At 46.2% G+C, this 22,127-nt stretch carries 26 protein-coding genes; 12 read left to right on the top strand and 14 right to left on the bottom strand.

All coding sequences use genetic code 11. The features are described from left to right. Nucleotides 1-118 precede the first annotated feature (118 nt). From QUA02_RS26975 to QUA02_RS26955, 5 genes are all read right to left on the bottom strand, one after another. Nucleotides 119-2,704, bottom strand: coding sequence for a polynucleotide kinase-phosphatase (locus QUA02_RS26975; protein WP_333032347.1), 2,586 nt, complete (start codon nt 2,702-2,704; stop codon nt 119-121). A gap of 12 nt (nt 2,705-2,716) precedes the next feature. After that, the gene (locus QUA02_RS26970) at nt 2,717-3,040 is read right to left on the bottom strand and encodes a type II toxin-antitoxin system PemK/MazF family toxin (protein ID WP_333032346.1); all 324 of its coding nucleotides are present in this window, start codon (nt 3,038-3,040) and stop codon (nt 2,717-2,719) included. Beyond that, entirely contained in the window at nt 3,034-3,294 is a 261-nt protein-coding gene (locus tag QUA02_RS26965) for an AbrB/MazE/SpoVT family DNA-binding domain-containing protein (RefSeq protein ID WP_333032345.1), read from the bottom strand. Before QUA02_RS26965 ends, QUA02_RS26970 begins: the two co-directional genes overlap by 7 nt. A gap of 60 nt (nt 3,295-3,354) precedes the next feature. Continuing rightward, nucleotides 3,355-4,755, bottom strand: a complete 1,401-nt coding sequence (locus QUA02_RS26960; RefSeq protein WP_333032344.1) for a 3' terminal RNA ribose 2'-O-methyltransferase Hen1 — start codon at nt 4,753-4,755, stop codon at nt 3,355-3,357. A 138-nt stretch (nt 4,756-4,893) separates the two neighbouring features. After that, on the bottom strand, nt 4,894-6,366 hold the full coding sequence (locus tag QUA02_RS26955; RefSeq protein WP_333032342.1) for a GTP-binding protein: 1,473 nt from the start codon (nt 6,364-6,366) through the stop codon (nt 4,894-4,896). Nucleotides 6,367-6,742: 376 nt separating this feature from the next. Between QUA02_RS26955 and QUA02_RS26950 the strand changes: the two genes are divergently transcribed. Then, complete coding sequence (locus tag QUA02_RS26950; protein WP_333032341.1) at nt 6,743-7,573, top strand: CPBP family intramembrane glutamic endopeptidase; 831 nt, start codon at nt 6,743-6,745, stop codon at nt 7,571-7,573. A 118-nt stretch (nt 7,574-7,691) separates the two neighbouring features. Here QUA02_RS26950 and QUA02_RS26945 read toward each other — a convergent pair whose 3' ends face one another. From QUA02_RS26945 to QUA02_RS26935, 3 genes are all read right to left on the bottom strand, one after another. Then, complete coding sequence (locus tag QUA02_RS26945; RefSeq protein ID WP_190659296.1) at nt 7,692-8,069, bottom strand: HEPN domain-containing protein; 378 nt, start codon at nt 8,067-8,069, stop codon at nt 7,692-7,694. After that, a complete protein-coding gene (locus QUA02_RS26940; protein ID WP_333032340.1) occupies nt 8,059-8,523 on the bottom strand; it encodes a hypothetical protein in 465 nt (154 codons plus the stop codon). The genes QUA02_RS26945 and QUA02_RS26940 overlap by 11 nt, the downstream gene beginning before the upstream one ends. A 418-nt stretch (nt 8,524-8,941) precedes the next feature. Then, on the bottom strand, nt 8,942-10,738 hold the full coding sequence (locus QUA02_RS26935) for a bifunctional serine/threonine-protein kinase/formylglycine-generating enzyme family protein (RefSeq protein ID WP_333032339.1): 1,797 nt from the start codon (nt 10,736-10,738) through the stop codon (nt 8,942-8,944). Between the two features lie 56 nt (nt 10,739-10,794). Between QUA02_RS26935 and QUA02_RS26930 the strand changes: the two genes are divergently transcribed. Next, nucleotides 10,795-11,109: an S-layer protein gene (locus QUA02_RS26930; protein WP_333032337.1), complete on the top strand. Its 315-nt coding sequence runs from the start codon at nt 10,795-10,797 to the stop codon at nt 11,107-11,109. 76 nt (nt 11,110-11,185) lie between these two features. Here the strand turns inward: QUA02_RS26930 and QUA02_RS26925 are convergent, their stop codons facing one another. From QUA02_RS26925 to psbH, 4 genes are all read right to left on the bottom strand, one after another. Continuing rightward, the gene (locus QUA02_RS26925; protein WP_332981061.1) at nt 11,186-11,452 is read right to left on the bottom strand and encodes a DUF3146 family protein; all 267 of its coding nucleotides are present in this window, start codon (nt 11,450-11,452) and stop codon (nt 11,186-11,188) included. After that, nucleotides 11,449-12,111, bottom strand: a complete 663-nt coding sequence (gene pth / locus QUA02_RS26920) for an aminoacyl-tRNA hydrolase (RefSeq protein WP_333032336.1) — start codon at nt 12,109-12,111, stop codon at nt 11,449-11,451. Before pth ends, QUA02_RS26925 begins: the two co-directional genes overlap by 4 nt. Next, on the bottom strand, nt 12,112-12,372 hold the full coding sequence (locus tag QUA02_RS26915) for a TatA/E family twin arginine-targeting protein translocase (protein WP_333032334.1): 261 nt from the start codon (nt 12,370-12,372) through the stop codon (nt 12,112-12,114). A 151-nt stretch (nt 12,373-12,523) separates the two neighbouring features. Then, nucleotides 12,524-12,727, bottom strand: a complete 204-nt coding sequence (psbH, locus tag QUA02_RS26910; protein ID WP_172189685.1) for a photosystem II reaction center phosphoprotein PsbH — start codon at nt 12,725-12,727, stop codon at nt 12,524-12,526. Between the two features lie 212 nt (nt 12,728-12,939). On the opposite strand from psbH, the gene psbN reads away from it, so the two are divergent. The 7 genes from psbN to QUA02_RS26875 all read left to right on the top strand — a co-directional run bounded on the left by psbN (nt 12,940) and on the right by QUA02_RS26875 (nt 19,467). Next, on the top strand, nt 12,940-13,071 hold the full coding sequence (gene psbN / locus QUA02_RS26905) for a photosystem II reaction center protein PsbN (protein ID WP_193971847.1): 132 nt from the start codon (nt 12,940-12,942) through the stop codon (nt 13,069-13,071). A 287-nt stretch (nt 13,072-13,358) separates the two neighbouring features. Next, nucleotides 13,359-14,459 carry a chorismate synthase gene (aroC, locus tag QUA02_RS26900; protein WP_333032333.1) on the top strand — a complete coding sequence of 367 codons (1,101 nt, stop codon included), beginning with the start codon at nt 13,359-13,361 and terminating at the stop codon, nt 14,457-14,459. A gap of 1 nt (nt 14,460) precedes the next feature. Next, nucleotides 14,461-15,372 carry an MBL fold metallo-hydrolase gene (locus QUA02_RS26895; RefSeq protein WP_333032332.1) on the top strand — a complete coding sequence of 304 codons (912 nt, stop codon included), beginning with the start codon at nt 14,461-14,463 and terminating at the stop codon, nt 15,370-15,372. A 620-nt stretch (nt 15,373-15,992) separates the two neighbouring features. Then, nucleotides 15,993-16,916 (top strand): GumC domain-containing protein, encoded by a 924-nt coding sequence (locus QUA02_RS26890; protein ID WP_333032330.1) that lies wholly within the window; start codon nt 15,993-15,995, stop codon nt 16,914-16,916. A 591-nt stretch (nt 16,917-17,507) separates the two neighbouring features. Then, the gene (locus tag QUA02_RS26885; RefSeq protein WP_333032329.1) at nt 17,508-18,119 is read left to right on the top strand and encodes a class II aldolase/adducin family protein; all 612 of its coding nucleotides are present in this window, start codon (nt 17,508-17,510) and stop codon (nt 18,117-18,119) included. A gap of 165 nt (nt 18,120-18,284) precedes the next feature. Next, nucleotides 18,285-18,839 carry an Npun_F5560 family protein gene (locus QUA02_RS26880; protein WP_333032327.1) on the top strand — a complete coding sequence of 185 codons (555 nt, stop codon included), beginning with the start codon at nt 18,285-18,287 and terminating at the stop codon, nt 18,837-18,839. Further along, nucleotides 18,832-19,467, top strand: coding sequence for a hypothetical protein (locus tag QUA02_RS26875; protein ID WP_333032326.1), 636 nt, complete (start codon nt 18,832-18,834; stop codon nt 19,465-19,467). Before QUA02_RS26880 ends, QUA02_RS26875 begins: the two co-directional genes overlap by 8 nt. Nucleotides 19,468-19,518: 51 nt before the next feature. Here QUA02_RS26875 and QUA02_RS26870 read toward each other — a convergent pair whose 3' ends face one another. After that, nucleotides 19,519-19,863 carry an STAS domain-containing protein gene (locus QUA02_RS26870; protein WP_333032325.1) on the bottom strand — a complete coding sequence of 115 codons (345 nt, stop codon included), beginning with the start codon at nt 19,861-19,863 and terminating at the stop codon, nt 19,519-19,521. Between the two features lie 64 nt (nt 19,864-19,927). Continuing rightward, entirely contained in the window at nt 19,928-20,050 is a 123-nt protein-coding gene (locus tag QUA02_RS26865) for a hypothetical protein (protein WP_333032324.1), read from the bottom strand. 164 nt (nt 20,051-20,214) lie between these two features. Between QUA02_RS26865 and QUA02_RS26860 the strand changes: the two genes are divergently transcribed. The 3 genes from QUA02_RS26860 to QUA02_RS26850 all read left to right on the top strand — a co-directional run. Continuing rightward, nucleotides 20,215-20,838, top strand: coding sequence for a DedA family protein (locus QUA02_RS26860; RefSeq protein WP_333032323.1), 624 nt, complete (start codon nt 20,215-20,217; stop codon nt 20,836-20,838). A 418-nt stretch (nt 20,839-21,256) separates the two neighbouring features. Continuing rightward, nucleotides 21,257-21,766, top strand: coding sequence for a hypothetical protein (locus tag QUA02_RS26855; RefSeq protein ID WP_333032322.1), 510 nt, complete (start codon nt 21,257-21,259; stop codon nt 21,764-21,766). Between the two features lie 73 nt (nt 21,767-21,839). Beyond that, nucleotides 21,840-22,127 (top strand): helix-turn-helix domain-containing protein (locus QUA02_RS26850; protein WP_333032321.1); only part of this gene is annotated, 288 nt, incomplete at its 3' end.

Below are 22,127 nucleotides of genomic sequence, written 5' to 3'. Positions count from 1 at the left end.
ATCGACAAAAAGAAGAAATAGCATATCCCAGCAGCGATGGAAAACCGTTCGCAGAAAACGATCTCTTTTTCGATAGAAAATTTAACATTATACAATACCGATGCAAACGGAAACGATATTACAGCCTCGGATCTACAGGTTCGCTCTCCATCGCTAAAACTCCGAAAACGCACTCGTGAACTTGTCTCAAAGGAGCGCCCGCAACAAATCGCTCCAATGCTTCTATACCGAGAGCAAATTCTCGCAACGCCAAAGAACGCTTGCCGGAAAGCCCGCGCGATCGCAATTTTTCTAAATGTTCCGGCAATGAATATTCCAAACCGTAAATAATCCGCAAATACTCTTTCCCGCGACATTTTACCGCAGGCTGCACCAGTCCTTTGCTATTTTTTACAGTAAATTCCATCGGTTTGACAACCATGCCTTCGCCTCCCGCCTCGGTCAGTTTTTCCCACCATTGAATCCCGGCTAATTGGCTGTCAAAATCGGCAATTTCCACTACTTTGTATTCGGTAGCTAACAGCAATTCCGGGTCAGCTTGACAAATTTCTGCAATCTGTTCCATGTGCCAACAGTGATTTTTATCAGCGTGCACTGTTCCCTCGGTTGCCAAGATGTGGAAAGGTGCTAATTTGAGATCGGAGATGGATTTCACAGACCAGCAGTAGCGCTGGTAGGCTTTAACGTATTGATGCGCTAGTTGCGATCGCTCTTGGTAGCGACTCAGCAGATCGCTAACTTCAACTCCCCGCTGGCTAGCCTGTTCTAAGTTTTTAATCGCATCGGTAAATGCACTATTAGAAGCTGTTCCCACTGCGGCATACTGTTGCTGCAATAATTCTTGAGCTTTAGCAGACCAAGGCATCAATTCGCAGTCCAAACAAACCCAATCGGTTTGAAATTTATCCCAAAATTTGCTGGCAGTTAGAGCAGTATTAATTCGCGCCAAAAACTCAGTTTCTAAAGTAGAATTATTGAAGAAATGCCGTCCCGTGCGCGTGTAACAAATACCGATGCTGTTGTTGAGGATTCCAAATCGATGTTGAGCGGCAAATTCATCGCGGCAAACAATGACAACGGCGCGGGAACCCATGTGCTTTTCTTCGCAGACAACTGTTGGTATTCCCTGCTGTTGGTAGTAGCTAAAGGCTTCGCCTGGATGTTCTAATAGTCCCGGTTCTTTGGAAGTAGCAACGGGAGACATTGTGGGAGGTAAATAAATCAGCCATTTGGGATTTGCGGCAAACCGACTCATTACTTCAAGGGCGGCGATCGCATTTTCTGCTTTAATCGTAATGTTGCTTTGCAGGCGAGTGGAAATGATGCGTTTTCCCAATACGTCGGCAATGTCTAATACGTCGTCAAACTGCTGTTGGGCGGTGAGAGGAGTTGCGAGAGAAGTAAGTGCGATCGGTTTGACAGGTTCGCAGTAAACTCTAGCAGCCGCAACGCTGACAAATTCTCTTTCTGGATAGCGCAAAGCTGTTAGTTTGCCGCCGAAAACGCAGCCCGTGTCAATATCAACTGTATTGTTAAACCATTCTGTTTCCGGGACTGGCGTGTGTCCGTAAACAACTGCTGCTGTGCCGCGATATTCGGCGGCCCAATTGTATCTGACTGGTAAGCCAAATTCATCGATTTCGCCGGTTGTTTCTCCGTACAGTGCAAAATCTCGAACGCGGCCCGATGCACGTCCCTGAAGTTCTGCTTTCATCCCCGCGTGGGCGACGACTAATTGCCCGCCGTCGAGGACGTAATGACCGATTAAACTGTCTAGAAATTGGCGGATTTCTGTTTCAGCAGATTCGCGTAATTCAGCGGGCAAAGCTGCTATTTCTGCTAAGGTTTGTTCGAGTCCGTGATTGATTTTGACATTTTTGCCGTTGAGTTTTTTCAGCAATTTAATATCGTGATTTCCCGGCACGCACAATGCTGTTTCTGCAACTACCATGTTGCGCGCGAGTTTGAGGGTGTCGAGAATGCGCGGGCCCCGATCGACCAAATCTCCCAAAAACACCGCTTTACGCCCTTCTGGGTGCGCGTAGGTGGGAAAATCCCAAAAAGCAGACTCGCTGGTTTTTTCCACAATTTGATAGCCCAACTGTTGCAGCAACTGTTCTAATTCGCCGCAGCAGCCGTGAACGTCGCCGATGATATCAAAAGGGCCGCGATCGTGTTTGCGGTTGTTCCACAGCGGTTGTCTTGCGACTTCCACCGCGTCGATTTCCTCTGGGGAACGCAGGACGTAAACGTAGCGAAATCCTTCCCGATCGAGGTTTCGTAGCGATTTGCGCAAACTTTGAACGTGCCGCCGAACTACGTGACTGCCGAAGTTGCGGTTTGGACGTTGTTGGTTGCGATCGGCACACAATTTTTCTGGCAAATCTAGCACAATTGCGGCCGAAATGCAATGATATTTTCGGGCTAATTCTAACAAAGGTTTGCGGCTTTCCGGCTGAACATTTGTCGCGTCGATAACAGTTAACCTACCTGCTGCAAGGCGTTTAGCAACGATAAAATGCAGTAATTCAAAAGCATCTGCGGTTGCCGCTTGATTGTTTTCGTCATCGGAAACCAGCCCCCGGCAGTAATCCGATGAAATGACTTCTGTAGGTAGGAAATGTTGTCGGGCAAAAGTAGATTTGCCGGAACCGGATGCACCGATGAGAACGACTAGGGATAGTTCTGGAAGCGTAATTTTCATTGTTTATTAAAATTATTTACCAAATATCTGTACCAAACTATCTAAAACTGCTTTTTGTTCGTCAGCGCTGATTTGACCGAGATATTTAACTAATCGATTTTTGTCCACAGTCCGAATTTGATCGAGGACGATTTGCCCATCTTTGCCTTGAAAATGACAAACTATGCGACTGGGATATGATTGCCCCTTTGTTGTCATTGGAGCAATGATGACAGTGGCAATGCCCTGGTTCATCTCATCTGGTGAAATCACCAAACAAGGTCTAGTTTTCTGAATTTCACTGCCAACAGTGGGGTCAAGGTTAACTAAAAAAACATCAAAACGTTTGATTACCATTGCCACTCAAGCTCCTCCCACTCCGTAGCGGTGACATCATCAAGCAGGATATCATCATGTTGCTCTGCCATTTTTGCGAACGCTTCCTCCCACCCGGCACGCGGTTTTATAGCTGCACGAATGACAATCCGATCGCCCTGAACTTCGATTTCTACTGCTTCGCTAATACCAATTTGCTCTAACAACGATCTGGGAATGCGAATGCCCTGAGAATTGTCAATTTTAACGATCTGGGTTTGAATAGATTTACTCATAGCTGAAGCCTGCATTTTTCCAAGTTTAATTATATTGTAAGCACAAACAGACGATCGGTATTATTTGCATTGGGTGAATATTGCCATTTGCGTAGGCGAACCTACTTCTAAATCTTCGGTTCCGACGCAGCGAAACTCTACCCCAAAGCCAAACCGTTCGGCAACCCCATTCGCCCAAGCTTGAAATTCGGCCCTTGTCCACTCAAAGCGGTGATCCCGGTGGCGAAATTTGCCCGTCGGCAAGTTTTCAAACCGCACGTTATATTCAATATTTGGAGTTGTGACGATCGCACTTTTGGGCCGGATAAACTCAAACAAAACCCGCTCGAAAGCAGCCAACCGATCTAAATCCAGATGTTCGATCACTTCAATTACCGCCGCTGCATCAAAATCCGTCAAGCGACTATCCCGATAAATCAGCGAACTTTGAATTAGTTGAATCCGAGATTGCTGTGCGGGAGACAAGCGTTCTATTTGCAATCTTTCCGTGGCTATTTCCAATGCGCGGTGGGAAACATCGACTCCGGTAATTTGTTCGATCGCACTTTCGGCTAAAAGCAATCGCAGCAGTTTTCCCTCACCGCAGCCCAAATCTACCACTCGCTTAGCACCGCTTGCTTTTAAAGCCTCCATCACAGATTCTAAACGCTGTTGGTTGAGACTAATTCGCTGTTCTAAAACTTCCTCTTCTTGCTGGTGAGAAACTTCGAGATTCTCCGGGTCTATATTATCTGCTTCTGCTAACTGCGCTACAGCAATTCGCGTCAGACGGCGCTGGCGTTTCAGATAGCGATCGGCAATTTGTTCGCGGGCCGGATGCGCGTTCAACCAACCTTCACCGTGACGGAATAACTTCTCGATTTCATCATCCCCGACCCAGTAATGTTTGTCATCATCCAACACCGGAATTAGCACGTAGAGATGGCTCAACAAATCCGCCAACCGAATTGTATTTTGCAATTCCACAGCAAAGTAAGGACTCGCGCCCCATTCGGGAAATTGCGCGTCAAGAATCAGCGGTTTTACTGCGACTTGATAGCCCAGCGGCTCAAACATTTCGCGCAGAAACTTTTCGCCACCGCGACAGGGCAAAACCGACAGATTAACTGTTAGAGGAATTGGGGTTTCTGCGAGTTCTGGGCGGTCTTTGCAGCGACCGGATAGAGCTGTACTGAAGACTTTAGCGAGGGCGACAGACAGAAAAGATGAGGCAACGTAGGGGCGATCGTTCACGTATTGTTCGAGCGGGCGATCGCCCGATTTCGACTTGCCCCGCACCAAACCAACCGGATCGACATCTAACAGTAAAGCGGCTGTACACCTTTCTGCATTTGCTTCTGGATAAAACACGCTGGCAGACCCGAAAGTCATCGAAAAAGATTGATGGCGATCGGGATGTTTGTGCAGCAAATAACCTAAATCTGTAGCAGGCACGCGAGTTGTGGAAATGGTTAATAACATAATATTAGGAATTGGGCATCGGGCATCGGGCATCGGGCATTGGTTATTGGTAGTTCCTCACACATAACAAATAACTACTCACCGTCGATAATTAATCCATGTATCCGTGTCAAAATCCGTCTTGTGCCTTCCTTATTTTCACTGAAATTTCTGTTTTTCCACACTTCCCAAATCCAACTTAGCCCGCAATTCATCCTTAATTCGATTTAAAATAGAATCCTCATCCAAAGAAGATAAAATCTTGCTCACCACAGCCTTTGGCCCATCATCTCCCCAAGAAGCACCATTAGCCAAATAAGCCTTAGTAACTTGACCGATTCCGTAGCAAGAAACTCCTCCAATCGCAGCTTGCGTCACAGCAACAGACAAATAAGGCCCTAAAGCCAAACCCCCCGTCGCTGGCGTCGCCAAACCCAACAATCCTTTCAACGAACTTAAACCAAAATTCGCCACCAATTCCCCAGCCGTAATTCCCCCCATGCTAATCGCAATTTTTTGCAGCAATTGCACAGCGCCGGCTTCCGTCATCGCAATACCGTAAACTTTAGACAAAGTTAAGATCATCACCACATCAATTACCGCACCGCTGAGGATATCAATGACCGTAACTGGATTCAGAGCGATCGCCACAGCTTTCGTCATTACTCCATTCCAGATAATCCGGTTAGCAGCATCATCTCGAATCTCCATTTTTCGCTGCACCAACTGCTCGTTAATATCCCCCGCACACAGCATCGTATTCAGCGCCACCAAAGACTTGCCTTCCCTGTCTAAAATCTCCAGAATTTTTAGTTTTAAATCCTCAACTTGCGGCAAACCGCGAGTCATTTTCAGGCCCATACTTCCATCGGGACGGCGCACCGCACTAGCTGTCAAAGGTGAAGCCGCCGCCATCACAATTTCATCGGGAGACAACAATTCTCTTACGCGATCGTCTCGAATTTTATGATAAATTGCCAGCCTGTCTGCATCAGGATACTGGTCAATTTTATTAAACACTAATAACATCGGTTTTCCGGCTTCCCGCAACTGCGAAAGAGCTTCGTATTCCACCTTCGTAATGTCGCCCGCAACCACAAACAAAATCAAATCCGCTTGTTTAGCAACGCGGCGGGCCAAAATTTCGCGAGTTTCGCCGTCAACTTCATCTATTCCCGGAGTGTCGATTAATTCAACTTGCGACAAACGGTAAATAACTGGCGAAAGTCGTAGCGTAGCGGGGCGTAAGCCATCGGGCAAATCCCCATCAACACCATCTCCGACATCCCACTGCCCGATCGTCGTCGTGCGAGTCACCCCGTGAGTCGGGCCAGTTTCAAACACATTTTGACCTAGCAGCGCGTTCAAAACCGAAGATTTTCCCCTTCCCACCATCCCAAACACAGCGATTTGCACGCAAGCGCGCTCTAGCTTGTCGAGCATTTTCTCCAACCCGCCAATTTCCGGTTCCAGTCCAGTTCGCTCTTGGGGAGTCAAGTCGAGATTTTCTACTATATCTCGCAGAGCATCTTTAGCGTGGCGCAGGTTGAGTTCTGCCTGAATGTCTGCGAAGCTTAAAATTGTGTCATCTAATTCTCGATCGACATTTGAAAAATCCGAGGCTTCAGTCATTGTTACCTGATGTTATAGCTTTGCTTCACTTAAAGTTTCAACCGATCTGATGCCATTCTAGCTTTTTCCGTCTGCTTTGTACATTCTCTCGGATTTATCCAACTCTAACTCTCGGATTTACTCAAGCCTGACTCTCGGATTTACTCAAGCCTGACTCAGCCAAAAGTTCTCGCATTCACCCGCAAGCCCGCCGGGGATTTAAATCCCCGTCTTATAGCAAAAGTCGGTTAAAACCGACTGCCAACCTAAATTAGATTGTGATAAATTTCAGTCCTCTTTGAGAGGACTTTCGCTATGAGACAGGGGTTAAAAACCCCTGTCGGACTGTCCGACAGACCAATAAGCCGATTTACCCAATTTCAACTCATTTACAACAATGATTAACCGCCTCCAAATAATAGCCAGTTATCCATTTCTTTTACGTGTAATAATTTTCCTATTAATTTTGCTGGCAATCTGGCTGCCGCTAGCAGCACCAATTTATCTTTTAGTTAAAGACAGCAACTTAGCAACTATTCTGACAATGGGATTGTTGTTTGCCGAGTTTTTATTCCTAGTACCGCGCTGGGGAAAACAGGTTTACGGACAAACCAAATTGCTCAAAGGTTACGGTTTAATCAATACCAGAAAAAACGGTTTCGAGTTGTTAATCGGATTGGCGATCGGGCTTTTGCTCACTTTCACCTTATTTGCGGTGCAAGGGCTGTTCGGCTTAGTCGCGTGGCAAAATTCTGATAATTTGCCGAGAATCATCGCAGAAGGGCTATTAAGCGCCCTTGGAGTCGGTTTTGCGGAGGAGTTGGTATTCCGCGGTTGGTTGCTGGACGAGTTGCAGCGGGATTACAATTATAGAATATCTCTGTGGGCGAATAGCCTGGTGTTTGCCCTATCTCATTTTATCAAACCTGTCGCGGCAATGCTGCGGAGTTGGCCGCAGTTTCCGGGGTTGTTGTTGCTGGGTTTGATTCTGGTTTGGGGAAAAAGATCGCGCCAAAATCGCCTCGGTTTGTCGATCGGGCTTCATGCAGGTTTAGTCTGGGGATATTACATCATTAACATCGGGCAGTTAGTGCGATATTCGGGATCTGTCCCCGACTGGGTGACAGGAGTTAACGGCAATCCGCTAGCTGGGGCGATCGGGCTGTTGTTTTTGAGTGTCTTGGCCTTGGGAATGCGAAAAATGTCTGAACATTCCAAAGGTTTGTAATATATCCATCAGGTGCGTCGCTATGAGATTGTTGGTATTTAGTTAGGAATTTATCGCAGGCGACACACCCTACAACTGCTGCTGTTTTAGCAAAGGTATTATCAGATTAAATTGATATTTAGAGATTATTTAGGTTATAAATTATTTCTTGAGAACGCTTGATCGCAATAGTAGCAATCGCAGATAATAAGGGAAAATTATCGTCATAGTCTGCTTGATTTCGATATCGGCGCAACACTGCTAAATTATCGGCGATTAATTGATATCTTGAGTCAGGATTAATATCAAATTCTTGCCAAACATAGCGGTGAATATCGCTAGTTTTTGGCAGGGAATGACCTTGTTTATCTCGCAAATAGTTCCGCGCTAAGATAAAAGCAGCATAATAGGAACGACTGATAGCATCCCTCAATCGCGCCTCCTGTTCAGCAGGAATAGTTGCTTGACCAGCAAGTTCTTTTGCTAAATTTAGGTATTGCGACCAATCAAAACTCATCAGTATATTCCAAAATCGTATAAAAATGCTCCCGAATTTCATGGGATAATCCCCTAGACCAATTTTTACGCAATTCATCTTCTCTATCCATTGCTTCATCGGGAGCGAGGTCTGTTAAGATGATTGAGAGAACCAGATGAACATAGTTAGGAATTTCGGGGTCATTGATGACTTGAAGTAATAGTTTTTGTTCGGGAAAATAATTGCTAATCTGAACGGGTGCTTCTAGCACAACGGGAAGTAAAAACGGATATTTGTTAATAAAGTCAATGACTTCTGTTTTGTCTCGGAAAATGTATGCTTTTTCTAGGGTTTCGATGTCTGATTGGGAAATCAGGAAAGGCGCGACTCTTGGTGCTGATATCTTGTCTAAAATTAAGGATGCTATGGCATTTTGTTCTGCTTCGGGTAGTTGAGAGACGGTGGCAAAAGTTTCTGCTAATAGGTTATTCATTTTATAAATCTCCTATGCGACTATTCGTGATAAAAATCAATATTTCTAATTATAATCTGTTGTGCGGTGAATCTGAAAAAAAAAATAGTTTACTACGCTGGAACCCATCCTAAATCAGCACCAACTCCTCCGTAAATAAACCAGACTATTTCAGCAGACTTGTCTATACAGAAAGCATTGACACAGTGACAGAGATTTTCCCAAACAAAACTTACGCACAGGTGGCCAGAAACCGGGTTTTTTGACGATATGCTTCGCTTTACTCCACAGATTAAGTAAAAAACCCGGTTTCTTTGTCGGAGTGCATCCACGAGTGCAAAAAAAAATCGAGTCACCAGAGGCGACCAAAAAAGTGAAAAAGAAAAAAGAGTAAAGAGCAAAAGGGCAAAATAGCAAAGAAGAGTCCTCGCGGGGAAAACTAGGACAAGAAAGAAACCGACGCCACCGCTACGCGAAAACCCCCGTTCCTCCACCTGCCGTCCGCCGAGTGGTAGTAACGAACGGCACTACGGCAATCGACCGCAAGGTCGTACCAGGAACCACCACGCAGCACTCGGTTTTTACTATCTCCACCACTTTCCCAGGCACTTCCGTCAATCGGCGCACCGTTATAATTATCGTGGTAAATATCTTGACACCATTCCCAGACATTCCCGTGCATATCATAAAGTCCAAAGCTATTGGGCGGAAAACTACCCACAGCAGTTGTTGTTTCACGATAGATTCCCTTCGGTGCAGAACCGTAGGAATTATTCCCGTCATAATTAACTAAATCCGGGGTAACTGTGTCCCCAAAATGAAATGGAGTAGTTGTCCCAGCCCGACAAGCATATTCCCATTCCGCCTCACTAGGAAGGCGATAGCTTCTACCCGTCTTCTGAGACAATCTCACACAAAATTCAACAGCATCATTCCAAGAAACGTTTTCTATAGGAAGGTTTTTACCCTTGAAGTGAGAAGGGTCGGGTTTAAGGTCATACTGAATTTTGGGCAGATTAGCTACTGCTGCCCACTGTGCTTGATTAATCGGGTATTTCCCCAGCAGAAACGGTTTGATTGTCACCTGATGTTGAGGTCTTTCAAAGTAATAGCTTTTTGCTTCACTTGCAGGTGCACCCATTGTGAAGCTGCCTTTGGGGATAGAAACCATTTCTAAAGTAATGTCCTTGACGATAGTTTCTGTAAAAACCTGTGCTTGACTTTGGCTGCGCTTGGTGATTTCCCCCTTTGAATTCACTGTCACTGTTTTAAATTGAACTGTTTTTAGGGGATTGGACAATACTTTTACAGGTTGAGGCGATTTGTTCCCCAAACTTTGATACACAGTTGGTGTTGGTGGCGGTGGTGTTGGTGTTGGTGTCGGTGTCGGTGTCGGTGGTGGCGGTGGGAGAGGCGACAACAAAGATAAAATTGCTTGCAATGCTTCCTCTGCATTTTGATAACGCTGACTGAAGTGGTCGCGCACCATTTTATCTAACACATTTGCTAAATTATTACTAACTTGCGCCCGATTTCGCCAAATAACTTCTCCCGTCTGCGGATCTTCTGGTAAGGTATCAGGAGGTTGACCAGTCAATGCTTGAATCCCAATCATCCCCACTGCATAAATATCGCTACACAGTTTAGGTTTGCCCTTCGCTTGTTCGCTGGGCATATAACCCGAAGTACCAATGCCAACGGTGAACCTAGTTTGTCCTTGAGCATTAACAACCATTGTGCTAATTTCCTTGACCGCGCCGAAATCAATTAAGATAATTTTACCATCTTCGCGGCGCATTAAATTAGCAGGTTTCAAGTCGCGATGAATCACATTTTGCTGATGAACAATGGCTAAAACTTCTAAGATATCGTGCAATAATTTAATAGTATGGGATTCGCTTGATTTTTTACCTAGAATCAGTTCTTTCGTAAGGTCATATCCTTCGATAAAATCTTGCACCAAATAAAATTCGCCATTTTCCTCAAAGTGGGCGGAAAGGCTGGGGATTTGGTCGTGTAGCTTACCCAATTTATACAGCGTTTGGGCTTCTTTGTCGAATAAGCCTTTGGCAATTAGTAAAATGGCGGGATTGGGGTCTTTCGGTTTAAGATGTTTGACAACGCAGTGGGGATGTCCGGGTAAGTCTAAATCTTTGGCGAGGTATGTGTCGCCAAAACCGCCTTCTCCCAAGTCTTTGATAATTTGATAATGATTGCGGAGGGTACGACCCAGCATAGTTTTCAGGGAATGCAGTGGAAGTTAGAATATATTGTCGCACCAGAGGAAATTAGATGCTTAAACTCAGAATCGTTTCCACAATTATACTGCTAGTTAGTGCCAGTTGTTCATCTCCCGCACAGGCGCAAAATACCGCACAAATCAAGCCCAATAATTCGTTAGTTCAAGTGCAGCCAGCGCGAGAACAAATTCTCAATGCTTGCGTGCAGAATCAGGCTGAAACTTTGCCAAATCCTTTTAGCGATGTACCTTCCAATCACTGGGCTTACAAAGCTGTTTTGACAATGTATTATTGCGGGGCTTACCGAGAAGCAACACCACCTGCTTTAATTAAAGAATTGCTGGAATCAGCCGGACAAACTAATTGATTGTCCAGCATTTCATCCTCATTAATCGTGGCACGGGCGTCCCGCCTGTGCTTCTTCTGCGGTTAAAAAAACATTCTTAAAACTCAGCCCGAACCGTAAACGAATAATCGCCACCTGGTTCTAATTGATAATCCCATTTCTCCAGAAAGCGGTGCAGCGGTTCCTGAATCAATGCCCTACCCTGAGAAGGCTCAAGTATCAGTGTTTTTTCTGCGGTGAAACGCCACTGAAACTGCCACTCAAAATTGCCAGCACTTACTTCACCCTCTATCGTGCCTTTTTGCCAAGATTGGCCAGTAACCCGGACATATGCAGTTGTTTCAGGCAAACGTCTCGAACTCACCTTTTTGTTTCCGCGTTTGTTTCTGCAATTGTGCGACTATTGTAAAGGCTCATGGCTTTTTCTACTCCTTGGTGCAGACTTAGTTCCACAGCTTCTACAACCAGTTTAAGCACTTTCTCTACTAATTGAGTTTCCTCTGAGGAAAATTTTCCTAAAACGAAGGAAATCGTATCTTTCTCATTTTTAGCAGCATCGTTTTGAGGTTTGCCGATGCCAATCCGCAAGCGGGGAAATTTGTCTGTGCCCAAATGAGAAATTGTCGATTTCATGCCGTTGTGTCCGCCGGCAGAACCGGCAAGCCGCATTCTCAATTTCCCGATCGGCAAATCCATATCATCGTATACTACTAACACAGACTCCGCAGGTATTTTGTACCAATCCGCCGCCGCCCGAATCGCTTGGCCCGACAGATTCATGTAAGTAAGCGGTTTCAGCAAGCGGATTTTCTGTCCTCGCGGCCGGTTTCCCTCGCCAAATATGCCTTGAAATTTGCGATTTTCCGACAGCGAAATTTGCCAAGATTTAGCCAAGGCATCGACAGCATTAAAGCCGATGTTGTGTCGGGTGCGATCGTATTTAGGTTCGGGATTTCCCAAACCAACGATTAGCTGGGGAATCACTAACTCCGCTGGTGTTTCCGACTTCTGAGTGTTGTTCATTTAACTGTCTGTGCTATCTTCCTTGGGAGTAGCCGCCGCGAGTTTTTCATTTTCCGGTTTGCTGCTAGTCGCTACTGCTTCTTCTAGCTGCTTTGCTTCCCGGGTGAACTCCGACTCAAAATCCCGCGAAGCGTCTTGAAAGCCCCGAATTGCCTTCCCCATACTCCGGCCGATTTCAGGTAATTTTTTCGGGCCGAATACCAATAGTGCGATCGTAAAAATAACGGCCATTTCCGGCAAACCAATGCCAAAAATATTCATGGTTTTTCTCCTGCAATTTGTTTAGTTACTTCTTGTTTATTTATGCCAAAAGTAATCGGAAAGGGTAAGGAAAAACGGGAAAACTTAGCTTTTACCCTTTCTCCTCAACCCTCAGCTTTTACTTTTAGCCTTACTGTTTTGCGATCAATTTTTAGCGGCCTAGGCTCGACCAATCCATATCCACATTCTCCAGAATCAGCGAAGAGTTGTAGATTTGCAAAATAATCAACAAGAACACGAAAAACAGTCCAATGAACACGCTCATCAATAGCGTGGTTCCCCAGCCGGGGGCTACCTTGCCGTATTCTGAGTTAAGGGGTTTGAGTATATCTCCTAACCAAGTCCGTTGTGCCATAAGTCACCTGCAATGAATCTCTACAGAAAAGTTTGACATATTTCTACCGCTAATTGCGATCGCAATTTCTCAGAAATGCCGCAGGGGGAGTGGGAGAAAGGGGAGTGGGGGTTGGCTGCCATACCGTACTGCGCCTAAAATCACTAGACTTTCAGACGGATTGTTATTTTTTGTAATATTATAGAGTGGATAACTCATAATCGCTCCCCAATATGGAACCAGCAGCAGTTCTCGGCATTTCTCTCGGTATGTGTCTGGTGGCAATCACCGGCTTCTCGATATACACGGCTTTCGGCCCTCCCGCTAAGGAATTGAGAGATCCTTTTGAAGAACACGAAGACTAAAGAAGAAGGAAGTTCGGCAACGGATGAGTGTAACGGATGTAACGGATGGAAGGAAGAAGGAAGAAGGAAGAAGGAAGAAGGAAGAAAAAGAAACTATTCCCCATGCCCCATGCCCAATTCCCCATTCCCCTCTCCCTCTCTCCCTCGTAGAGATTCTTCTACCGGGAAGAAAGTGATTCTGTGGGGCGATCGCCAGTCGCGTACTCGTCAATGGTATATTTTTCAGAAATACAGTAAATCTCTATTCCATTTAAGCTAAAAATTATTAGGTGTCAGGCTAAAGCATCATGGGGAACACATTTGGGCATTTATTTCGGATATCGACATTTGGGGAATCTCACGGCGGCGGTGTCGGAGTAGTAATTGACGGTTGCCCGCCTTTAGTGTCGATCGACGCATCAGAAATTCAAGCGGAACTCGATCGCCGCCGCCCCGGGCAAAGCAAAATTACCACGCCCCGCAAAGAAGCAGATACCTGCGAAATTCTGTCGGGGGTGTTTGAAGGCAAAACTTTGGGAACGCCGATCGCCATTTTAGTTCGCAATCAAGACACTCGCCCCCAAGATTACGGCGAAATGGCGACAACTTACCGCCCTTCCCACGCCGACGCTACCTACGATGCTAAATACGGAATTCGTAACTGGCAAGGCGGAGGTAGAAGTTCGGCGAGAGAGACAATAGGTAGAGTAGCAGCAGGCGCGATCGCTAAAAAAATTCTCAAACAAGCAGCAGGAGTCGAAATAGTCGGCTACGTCAAACGCATTTCTGACTTAGAATGTGTCGCCGACCCGGACACTGTTACCTTAGAACAAGTAGAAAGCAATATAGTCCGCTGTCCAGATCCTGAATGCGCCGAAAGAATGATTGAACTGATCGAAAAAGTTCGCGATAGCGGAGATTCGATCGGCGGTGTAGTCGAATGCGTCGCCCGCAACGTACCCAAAGGTCTGGGAATGCCCGTATTCGACAAACTCGAAGCCGATTTGGCCAAAGCCATCATGTCCTTGCCCGCCAGCAAAGGCTTTGAAATTGGTTCGGGCTTTGCCGGGACTCTGCTTAAAGGCAGCGAACACAATGATGAATACTATACTGATGACAAGGGTGCCATTCGTACAGTGACTAATCGCTCCGGCGGAATTCAGGGTGGCATTGCTAACGGTGAAAATATCATTTTGCGGGCAGCCTTCAAGCCAACTGCGACAATTCGCTCGACCCAGCGTACAGTTACCCGAGAGGGCGAAGCAACGCTGCTGGCTGCCAAAGGACGGCACGATCCTTGCGTTTTGCCAAGAGCTGTGCCAATGGTGGAAGCAATGGTAGCTTTAGTGTTGTGCGACCATCTGCTGCGCCATCACGGACAATGTGGAACCTTAAAGCCTGAATTTTAAAATGGAAATCAGCTTGTCCTCTGTAGCGGCAACTCCCGTTGATTGCCCTCAACCCTCCGAATCAATAAAAGGTATAGATGATTTTGTAGTACAGTTCTGGGGCGTGCGGGGCAGTGTTCCCACACCCGGAGAGGAAACTGTTCGCTACGGCGGCAATACTTCTTGTTTGGAAATGCGAGTCGGTGGAAAACGCTTGATTTTTGACGGCGGAACTGGCTTGCGGATGCTGGGAGACCAGTTGCTGCAAGAAATGCCCGTGCAAGCTTATATGTTTTTTACTCACTATCATTGGGATCACATTCAAGGATTCCCGCTGTTCGCCCCAGCTTTCATCCGCGGCAATAGCTTTGATATTTACGGGGCGACTCCGCCGGATGGAGATTGCATGAAAAGGCACTTCGTCGAACGGGTGTTGCACTCGAATTCGCCGGTGCCGCTGATGGGTTTGCAGGCAGATTTGAATTTCTACGAACTCAATCACAACCAGACGATGATGCTGGACGATATTGAGATTAGGACTGGTTCTCTGAATCACCCGAATACTGCTATGGGATATAGGGTGACTTGGCAGGGACGATCGGCTGTTTACTGTTCGGATACGGAACATTTTCCCGATCGCCTTGATGAGAATATTTATAATTTGGCCCTCGACGCTGACGTGCTGATTTACGACGCGATGTACACCGACGAGGAATATCACAACCCCAAATCTCCGAAGGTGGGTTGGGGACACTCGACTTGGCAGGAAGCGGTGAGAATGGCCAAGGAGGCCCGGGTGAAACGAGTGGTGATTTTTCACCACGATCCGGCTCACACTGACGATTTTCTCGATCGCATCGCCGAAGACGTACAAATCGCTTTTCCGAAGGCAGTCATGGCCCGCGAGGGTCTTATTTTGCCGATCGGCTTCTGAATATTGCTTCCGGGCCGATCGAACCATCATCCATCGAACCATCATTTTATGTGGAGCAGGGCGCAATACCAGCTCCACAATTTTTTTAATTTGCAGCAAACTCTTAAGTGCATGGTACAATTCTTGCTTGTTAAGTTTTTAGGCAAAGTATTTAAGGTTTTTTTTATTGTTCAACCGCGTCCGCAAGACGCCAAGACGTAAGATAATTGGAGGATTCCCAAGGGTGAAAAGGAGACAGTTTTGAATGTCCACAAACACGGCGAGGCGAGGCGATCGCACGCCTGAGTGCCAGTAGAAGTGCCAGTAGACTTCCAGAAGCCTTGTTACAGATTAATTCTTAAGGACAAAAGCTGAGGTTATAGCTCTGATAAAATAAAAGCGGGAGCGGTTTTTTCCGATCGTGAATATTGACAAATCTGAAAAGCTCTTAGCTTTTCGCTACAAGCTGAGAGATTTTTCAGCAGTCAATTTGACTAACAAGAAAGAAACGATCGCTCTTTGGTTTGGCAGTAGCTGCGGCAAGCGAATGTTATGACTTGACTATCAAAATGGGAAATTTACGTTTTAGATCTTCAGCAAATCAATACAGATGGATTGCCTTAAGCAGTTTTGCTGTAATTATGGGCATTTCAGGGGCCCTTGCCTACCGCCTAGCCCCGCCGCCCGGATTCCTGGCTCAAGGCACTCTCACTTCTAACAATCCGCCAGTAAAATTTTCGAGCACGGGCACGACAATTCTCAAGCAGGGGGAGCAACTGACTCCGGAGGTTCTGCTGGCAGATAATGTTGTCAAAGCAGTGGCAGATGCAGTTAAGCTGTCGCCTTCTCAAGTTCGACAAAATGCTAGCGTCAAGATTTCCAAGCCGGAACAACCCCTAGAGATTGCTGTTGGGTATCGCTCGCTCGATCGGGAACAAGCAATCCAAACGGCTGATATGTTGATGAAGGGCATGGTTGAAAAAAGCCGCCTGATTAACAGATATCGGTGGCAATCAGTCAATCAGTCGCTCAACCAACGCTTGGCACAAGTCACTCAAGACCTGAAACAAGCTCAGCAAAAACTCGACCTATACGAAAGAGAGCGCGCTCGCCTGTTGCAGCAAATGAAGCTTCAGCAAGACTTTTACAACAAAACTCAGCTTGCAATGGCGGATACGCAAGCGTCGGAAAAAGAAATGGTGAGCAGTTTTGCCGCCGCTACAGTGCCACAAATTGTGGCTACGCCCACGAGCGATCCGACAGTGCCTCTAATTTTGGGAATTGGCCTGCTGTTGGCAATTTTGGTCAGCCGCGGTTTGATTCCTTCGGTGGCGGATTGGAGGTACAAGGCAGCTTTTCAGCGAGAAGAGAGCGAAAGGCTCCAGAGTGCTTTGTACCGACTGATCAAAGAAGGCCGTGGCGAAATCACTCTGGTGCGGTTTGCGATGGAGACGCGGCTATCGCCGGATGTCGCTCAGCGTTTTTTGAACGAACAAGCTGAAGTCTTTAATGCCAATTGCGAAATTAAAGACGACGGCAGCATCTTGTATCACTTCCACATTTAAAGGGCATCGGGCGATCGCGCTCCACAGAAAAATTTAGCCGATCGGGCCCTGACTGCTCGATCGGCTTGCTTTTTTGGTAATTGGCTAAAAAATAGAATATTTTTTTGTTCAGCTCGCTGAAATATGTGTAATAATCATAAAAAAATAAGTAAATGTACGGTTGCTTTTTACCTAAGTTAGTCAACTAAGGGCTAATTTCTCGTTAAAGGCTAGTTAGGGGGTGTCCCACCTCAGTATAAATGCGTAGTATTGAGTTATCATTCCTTTAGGGCTGTTAAATAGTTTCACATAAGAAACTCGCTCGGGCTAGAACCGGGAATCAAACTCGCAGCCTGAAAGCGTACATTTTCATATTGAACTTTTGTAATCACCTGTTGAGGATTAACCATGATTTTTGGAATAATTGGTTCTTCTGTCGTAGTTTACTTTTTGCTAATGTCGATCGCCAATTACGGCGACACTGGAATGTAGACTATTCAAGGCACTCATGCACTCTCTACATTCGGCAGCAGGCCAAAAAAGCTTTGACAACTTCGGTAGAGCCTGTGCGTGGGACTTGTCTGTCGTGTACGCGATAGAAAAAGAAAATGAATGGATGAAGGAGTCGTTAAGTACCGCTGTGATTGGAAAGAGGCAGATCCTGTAGCTGCCGGGGACATAGCAGATTTGATGGACTGGCGCGATCGGCTCCACTCTTGGGGACTAATTGCCGTCTACGAAAATGGCATAGGATTTGGGAACGTCAGCGTCAGGCTCGGCAATTCTTGCCAATTCGTGATTTCGGGCACCCAGACTGCACACTTGAGGGCTCTGGGGCCTGAATCCTACTGTACTGTCACCGAATTTAACTTAGAAAAAAATTTCCTCGGCTGCCGGGGGCCCGTACCAGCTTCGTCGGAGTCCTTGACTCACGCTGCGCTGTACCTTCACAGAGACGATGTGGGCGGGATAATTCACGTCCACAACCCTCAACTATGGCAGCAACTGCTGTTTAAGATTCCTACTACTAGAAAAGAAATACCTTACGGCACTCCTCAAATGGCCTTAGAAATGTTTAGACTTTTTGAGGAGGAGAATTTGGCCGATCGCAAAATTCTGGCGATGGCCGGTCACGAGGACGGAATTATATGTTTTGGCAGCACCTTGGACGAAGCTGGCAAAGTGCTTTCGGCTGCGATTAATGAGATTGGAGTTGAGCGTTGATCTCTCGAACGGTCGATCCATCGCCTGAGTTGTTGCAAAGATCGAGCATAAAACTCTCGCAACCAACTCAAAAATTTGCCAAGTGCCTCTTGCCTCTGTGGTAATGGAAAGATATTCTAAAGAGCAGATATATACTATATTCAATTGTAAAAGCTGAGAGTCATTGTGAATCAAACTAAACTTGTAAGCTCAAAAGAACTGCAATCAGAGGTATCTCGTCTCACCGAAGAGCTGCAAATGCGCGACCAATTGGTGCAGCAGTTGTCTCAAGAACTTTTCAGGCTGGTCAAGGGAAATTCGAGTTTTGTCCCGGCGCCGGAAGTTTCCGATCGCCACCAAGCTCAAATGCAGGCGATGCGGGAACAACTGCAAGCTGTGGAAGAACAGGTGGGTTTTTATCAGGAACAAATCGCGGAGCGGGATGCTGAGGTTTACCAACTGCGGCAGTCGGTGCAGGAATTGACCGATCGCTCTCGGATGCTGGAACAGGTGGTTCAGGAATTGCCGGGGGTTTACCGCCAGAAGTTTGCCGAACGGATCGAGCCAATTAAGGAAAAATTGGATCAACTGCAAAAGGAAAACCGCCAACTGCACACTGAGTTGCAAAGCGTAACTTACCGTCTCGCTGTGCGGAGCCGCAAGGCTAAAGGCTTGGATCTGCCGAGCGTGGATGAAACGGACGATCGGGGCATTCAAATGCCGAGCTTTGGCAATGTCTAAGGTTTTGATTGTGGCTGGTGGCGAGAAAGGCCCGGCCGCCAGTCTCTCGGCGGCGATCGCTCAATCCGATCTTTTAACTGAAGTCAATATCTGTGGGGTTTCGGAACTCAATTCTGGCGCGATCGCTCCGGGCGGGGCGATTGTTTGTCCTTTGACGCTGGAGGTGCCAGAAAATCTGGTTTTTCCGGGTCGGGATGTGTATCGATTTTGCCGCAATGTTTCGGCGGCGCGCGATCGAGTGGCCCAGGAGCTGCTGTTTCCCGTCGGCGAGGGCAATTTTTGGCTGCCTGTGGTGTTGACGGCAAAGGGGCCGCTGTATGCTGAGGCGATTAAGTTGTCTGGCGAGTTGAGTTACTCTCAACCGGTGCATTTGTCGGATGTTTGGCGGCAGCAGTTGTATGAGTTGGCTTACGGCTTGCTGGCTCTTTTAAATGCGCCGCCGGCGACTTATTTGATGCAGTTCGGGTTTGTCGGGGAAAGGATTTGTTTCGATCGACTTTGGCCTTTTCCGGCTGCACCTGCGATCGCTTCTGTCGGCGTTCAAGAGCCGGATTTATTTGCGTGTCATTGGTATTGCTTGACAAATAAGCCTATTTATGATATTGAAATTAGCTCTGCGGTTGCTTGAAGTCTATGGGAAATTTGAGATGTGAGATTTCAACTCGGCAGATGATTTGAATCATGCAACTAAAGCGGGAGTTTCACGGGAGATAACTTGCTCAAAATTGTCGAAGATTTCAAAGAGTTGGTCGAGTTGCGTAAGTTCAAAAATTAGCTTGACTGTGGCTGAGAGGTTGCAGATGACGAGGCGGCATCCCCGGTGGCGGGCGGCGTTGAGTCCGCCGACTAAGGCACAGATCCCGGAACTGTCGATAAAATCTACGTCTGCCATGTCTATTACCCAGAGTTGGTGGCGATCGGGCAAAATCTCGGCTAGCTGTTGCTGGAGGAGGCTGCCTGCTTGGGAGTCGAGGCAGTTGTGAGGTTGAAGGACGATGTGTTGGTTGAAGTTGGGAAATTCCATAGCAGTTATCCTACGATCGTAAAGTATGAATAAGTGAGTTCGGTTGCTGACTCTGTTGAGAGATTCAGGGGATTTCAGCGTATGTTTTAGGATGCGCGATCGCAGCTTTGGAATCGGTGGCGATCGCCGTTGTGATAAATTGAGTAGGAAAACTGGCTTGCGATCGTCGCGCGGAACGCAACCCCAACAATTCTCGATTAATCTAGTATGCCTGAAATGCTAATTTTTAGTTGGGCCAGCGATCGCCAATGTCGTGTGTTTTTCATCACAGCGAAAGATTGCACTATTGGCTGAATCGAGCCAATATATATAAGTATTGAGCTTTGCAAAAGTTTACGAAGGCAGCATCCAATGTCTTTTGAGTTTTTATCGCTAGAGACTATTCAGAAATTTGCTCACGATTACGGCTACTGGGCAATATTTCTGGGAATTTTACTGGAAAATCTGGGAATTCCTCTCCCAGGCGAGACTATTACGATTGCTGGCGGGTTTTTGGCTGGTAGCGGGGAACTGAATTACTGGTTTGTGCTCGGCAGTGCGATCGCGGGTGCGACTGTGGGCGGAAATTTCGGTTATGCGATCGGCAGATACGGCGGCTGGCCGCTGCTGCTAAAGCTGGGACAATTTTTCCGCTTTCGGGAAGAACAACTGTTTGACTTAAAAGAACAGTTTAGCAAAAATGCAGCTAAAGCCGTATTTTTGGGCCGTTTCATCGCACTGCTGCGAATTTTTGCCAGCCCCCTAGCGGGAATTGCAGAAATGCCTTTCTGGAAATTTTCGCTGTTCAACATTTTGGGTGCTGCCAGTTGGGCATCTGTAATGGTAAGTTTATCCTACTTCTTGGGACAAGTTGTGTCTTTAGAGAAATTGGTAGCTTGGGCCGCTGAATTTGCGGTAGTTGCCTTACTATTAGCAGTTGCTTGGATTGCAATTCCTATTTGGTTGGAGTCGCGCAATTTGGACAAGACTAAGTAGAGACACAACAATATTGTCTTCCGATCTCCATTACCGCGCCAAGTAGGGACACAACTATGTTGTGTCCTTATTTTTGGTCAGAAGTGCCAAGCACCTTTTCCAGAACACAATTAAATAGTGCTGTAGGGGCGGGTTTTACCAACCATAATTGCCTAAAATCAACAATCTCATAAGCCCGCCCCCGCTAGGGCGGTAAATCACCATCCATCTCATTCAAAATACAACGGTCTGGTTTTGAATGAGTCAAGTTTTTTCCTTCGAGTCAATTCGCCACCCCCCTGCATTTATAATAAGTAGAAATCATATAATAGGTAGAAATCATGGGATACACTACAACATTTGACGGATATTTCACTTAAATAAACGGTTATTAGACAGCGAAGCTATTTACTTATTAGAGTTTTCCAGAACCAGACGGATGAAGCGAAATCCTGCGATTTTGCAAAGTATTCCCGATCCGGCGAGAGCAGCAGTTAATTTGCCTGTGGGCGAAGAAGGCTGCTATTTTGTAAATCAAAAATGGGATGAATATTCCGAAGTTTCTGTTGTTAATTACAACCGCCCGCCGAAGACTCAGCCCGGATTGTGGTGTCAGTGGATTCCGACTGCTGACGGCGGGGGGATTCAGTGGAGCGGCACGGAGAAGTTTTATTATTATGTGGAATGGTTGCAGTATATTATCAATAATTTTATTGAACCTTGGGATTATATTTTAAATGGCGAGGTGAATTGGCAGGGGGAAAGGGCAGAAGATATAGGTACGATCGTAGTTGCCAGCAATCTGATTATTTTGCCAGAAGGTGCTGAGGAATTGTTGAGGTATGCGGTATCTCCCGTATCCGTACCAAAGTTTGTTTGGGATTGTTTGAACGCTGTGCAAGGGGCGGGAGTTAGCCTGACAATTTGGTATGAGGTAGTTGATAAGTAGTTAAACAAAATTAATTACATAAATAACTAATATGATATAATAAAAATATTAAGTGTATTTAAAGAGGCTTTATATGTTTTTACTTCGAGATATTAATCCACTTTCCTTGAAATTGCTAAACCGAATTTATCGCGAAAGCAGACATCATCAAGTGCGCCAAAGAGCACACTTTTTAATCTTAGTTTCACAAGGTGTCAAAAATGAAAACTTGATGAAAATTTTTCAAGTTAGTTATAAGACTATGTATAACTGGTTGAATCGATGGGAATGTGAGGGAATGCTCGGATTATACAATAAACCAGGTAGAGGCAGAAAAAAAACTTTTGATTCCGCACAATCAGCTCAAATTAGAGACTGGGTA

The organism is Microcoleus pseudofavosus SVA1_A4 (assembly GCF_036700565.1).
GTDB lineage: Bacteria > Cyanobacteriota > Cyanobacteriia > Cyanobacteriales > Microcoleaceae > Microcoleus.
The sequence above is the reverse complement of the archived record's forward strand: the minus strand, read 5'-3'. Positions and strand labels throughout refer to the sequence as shown.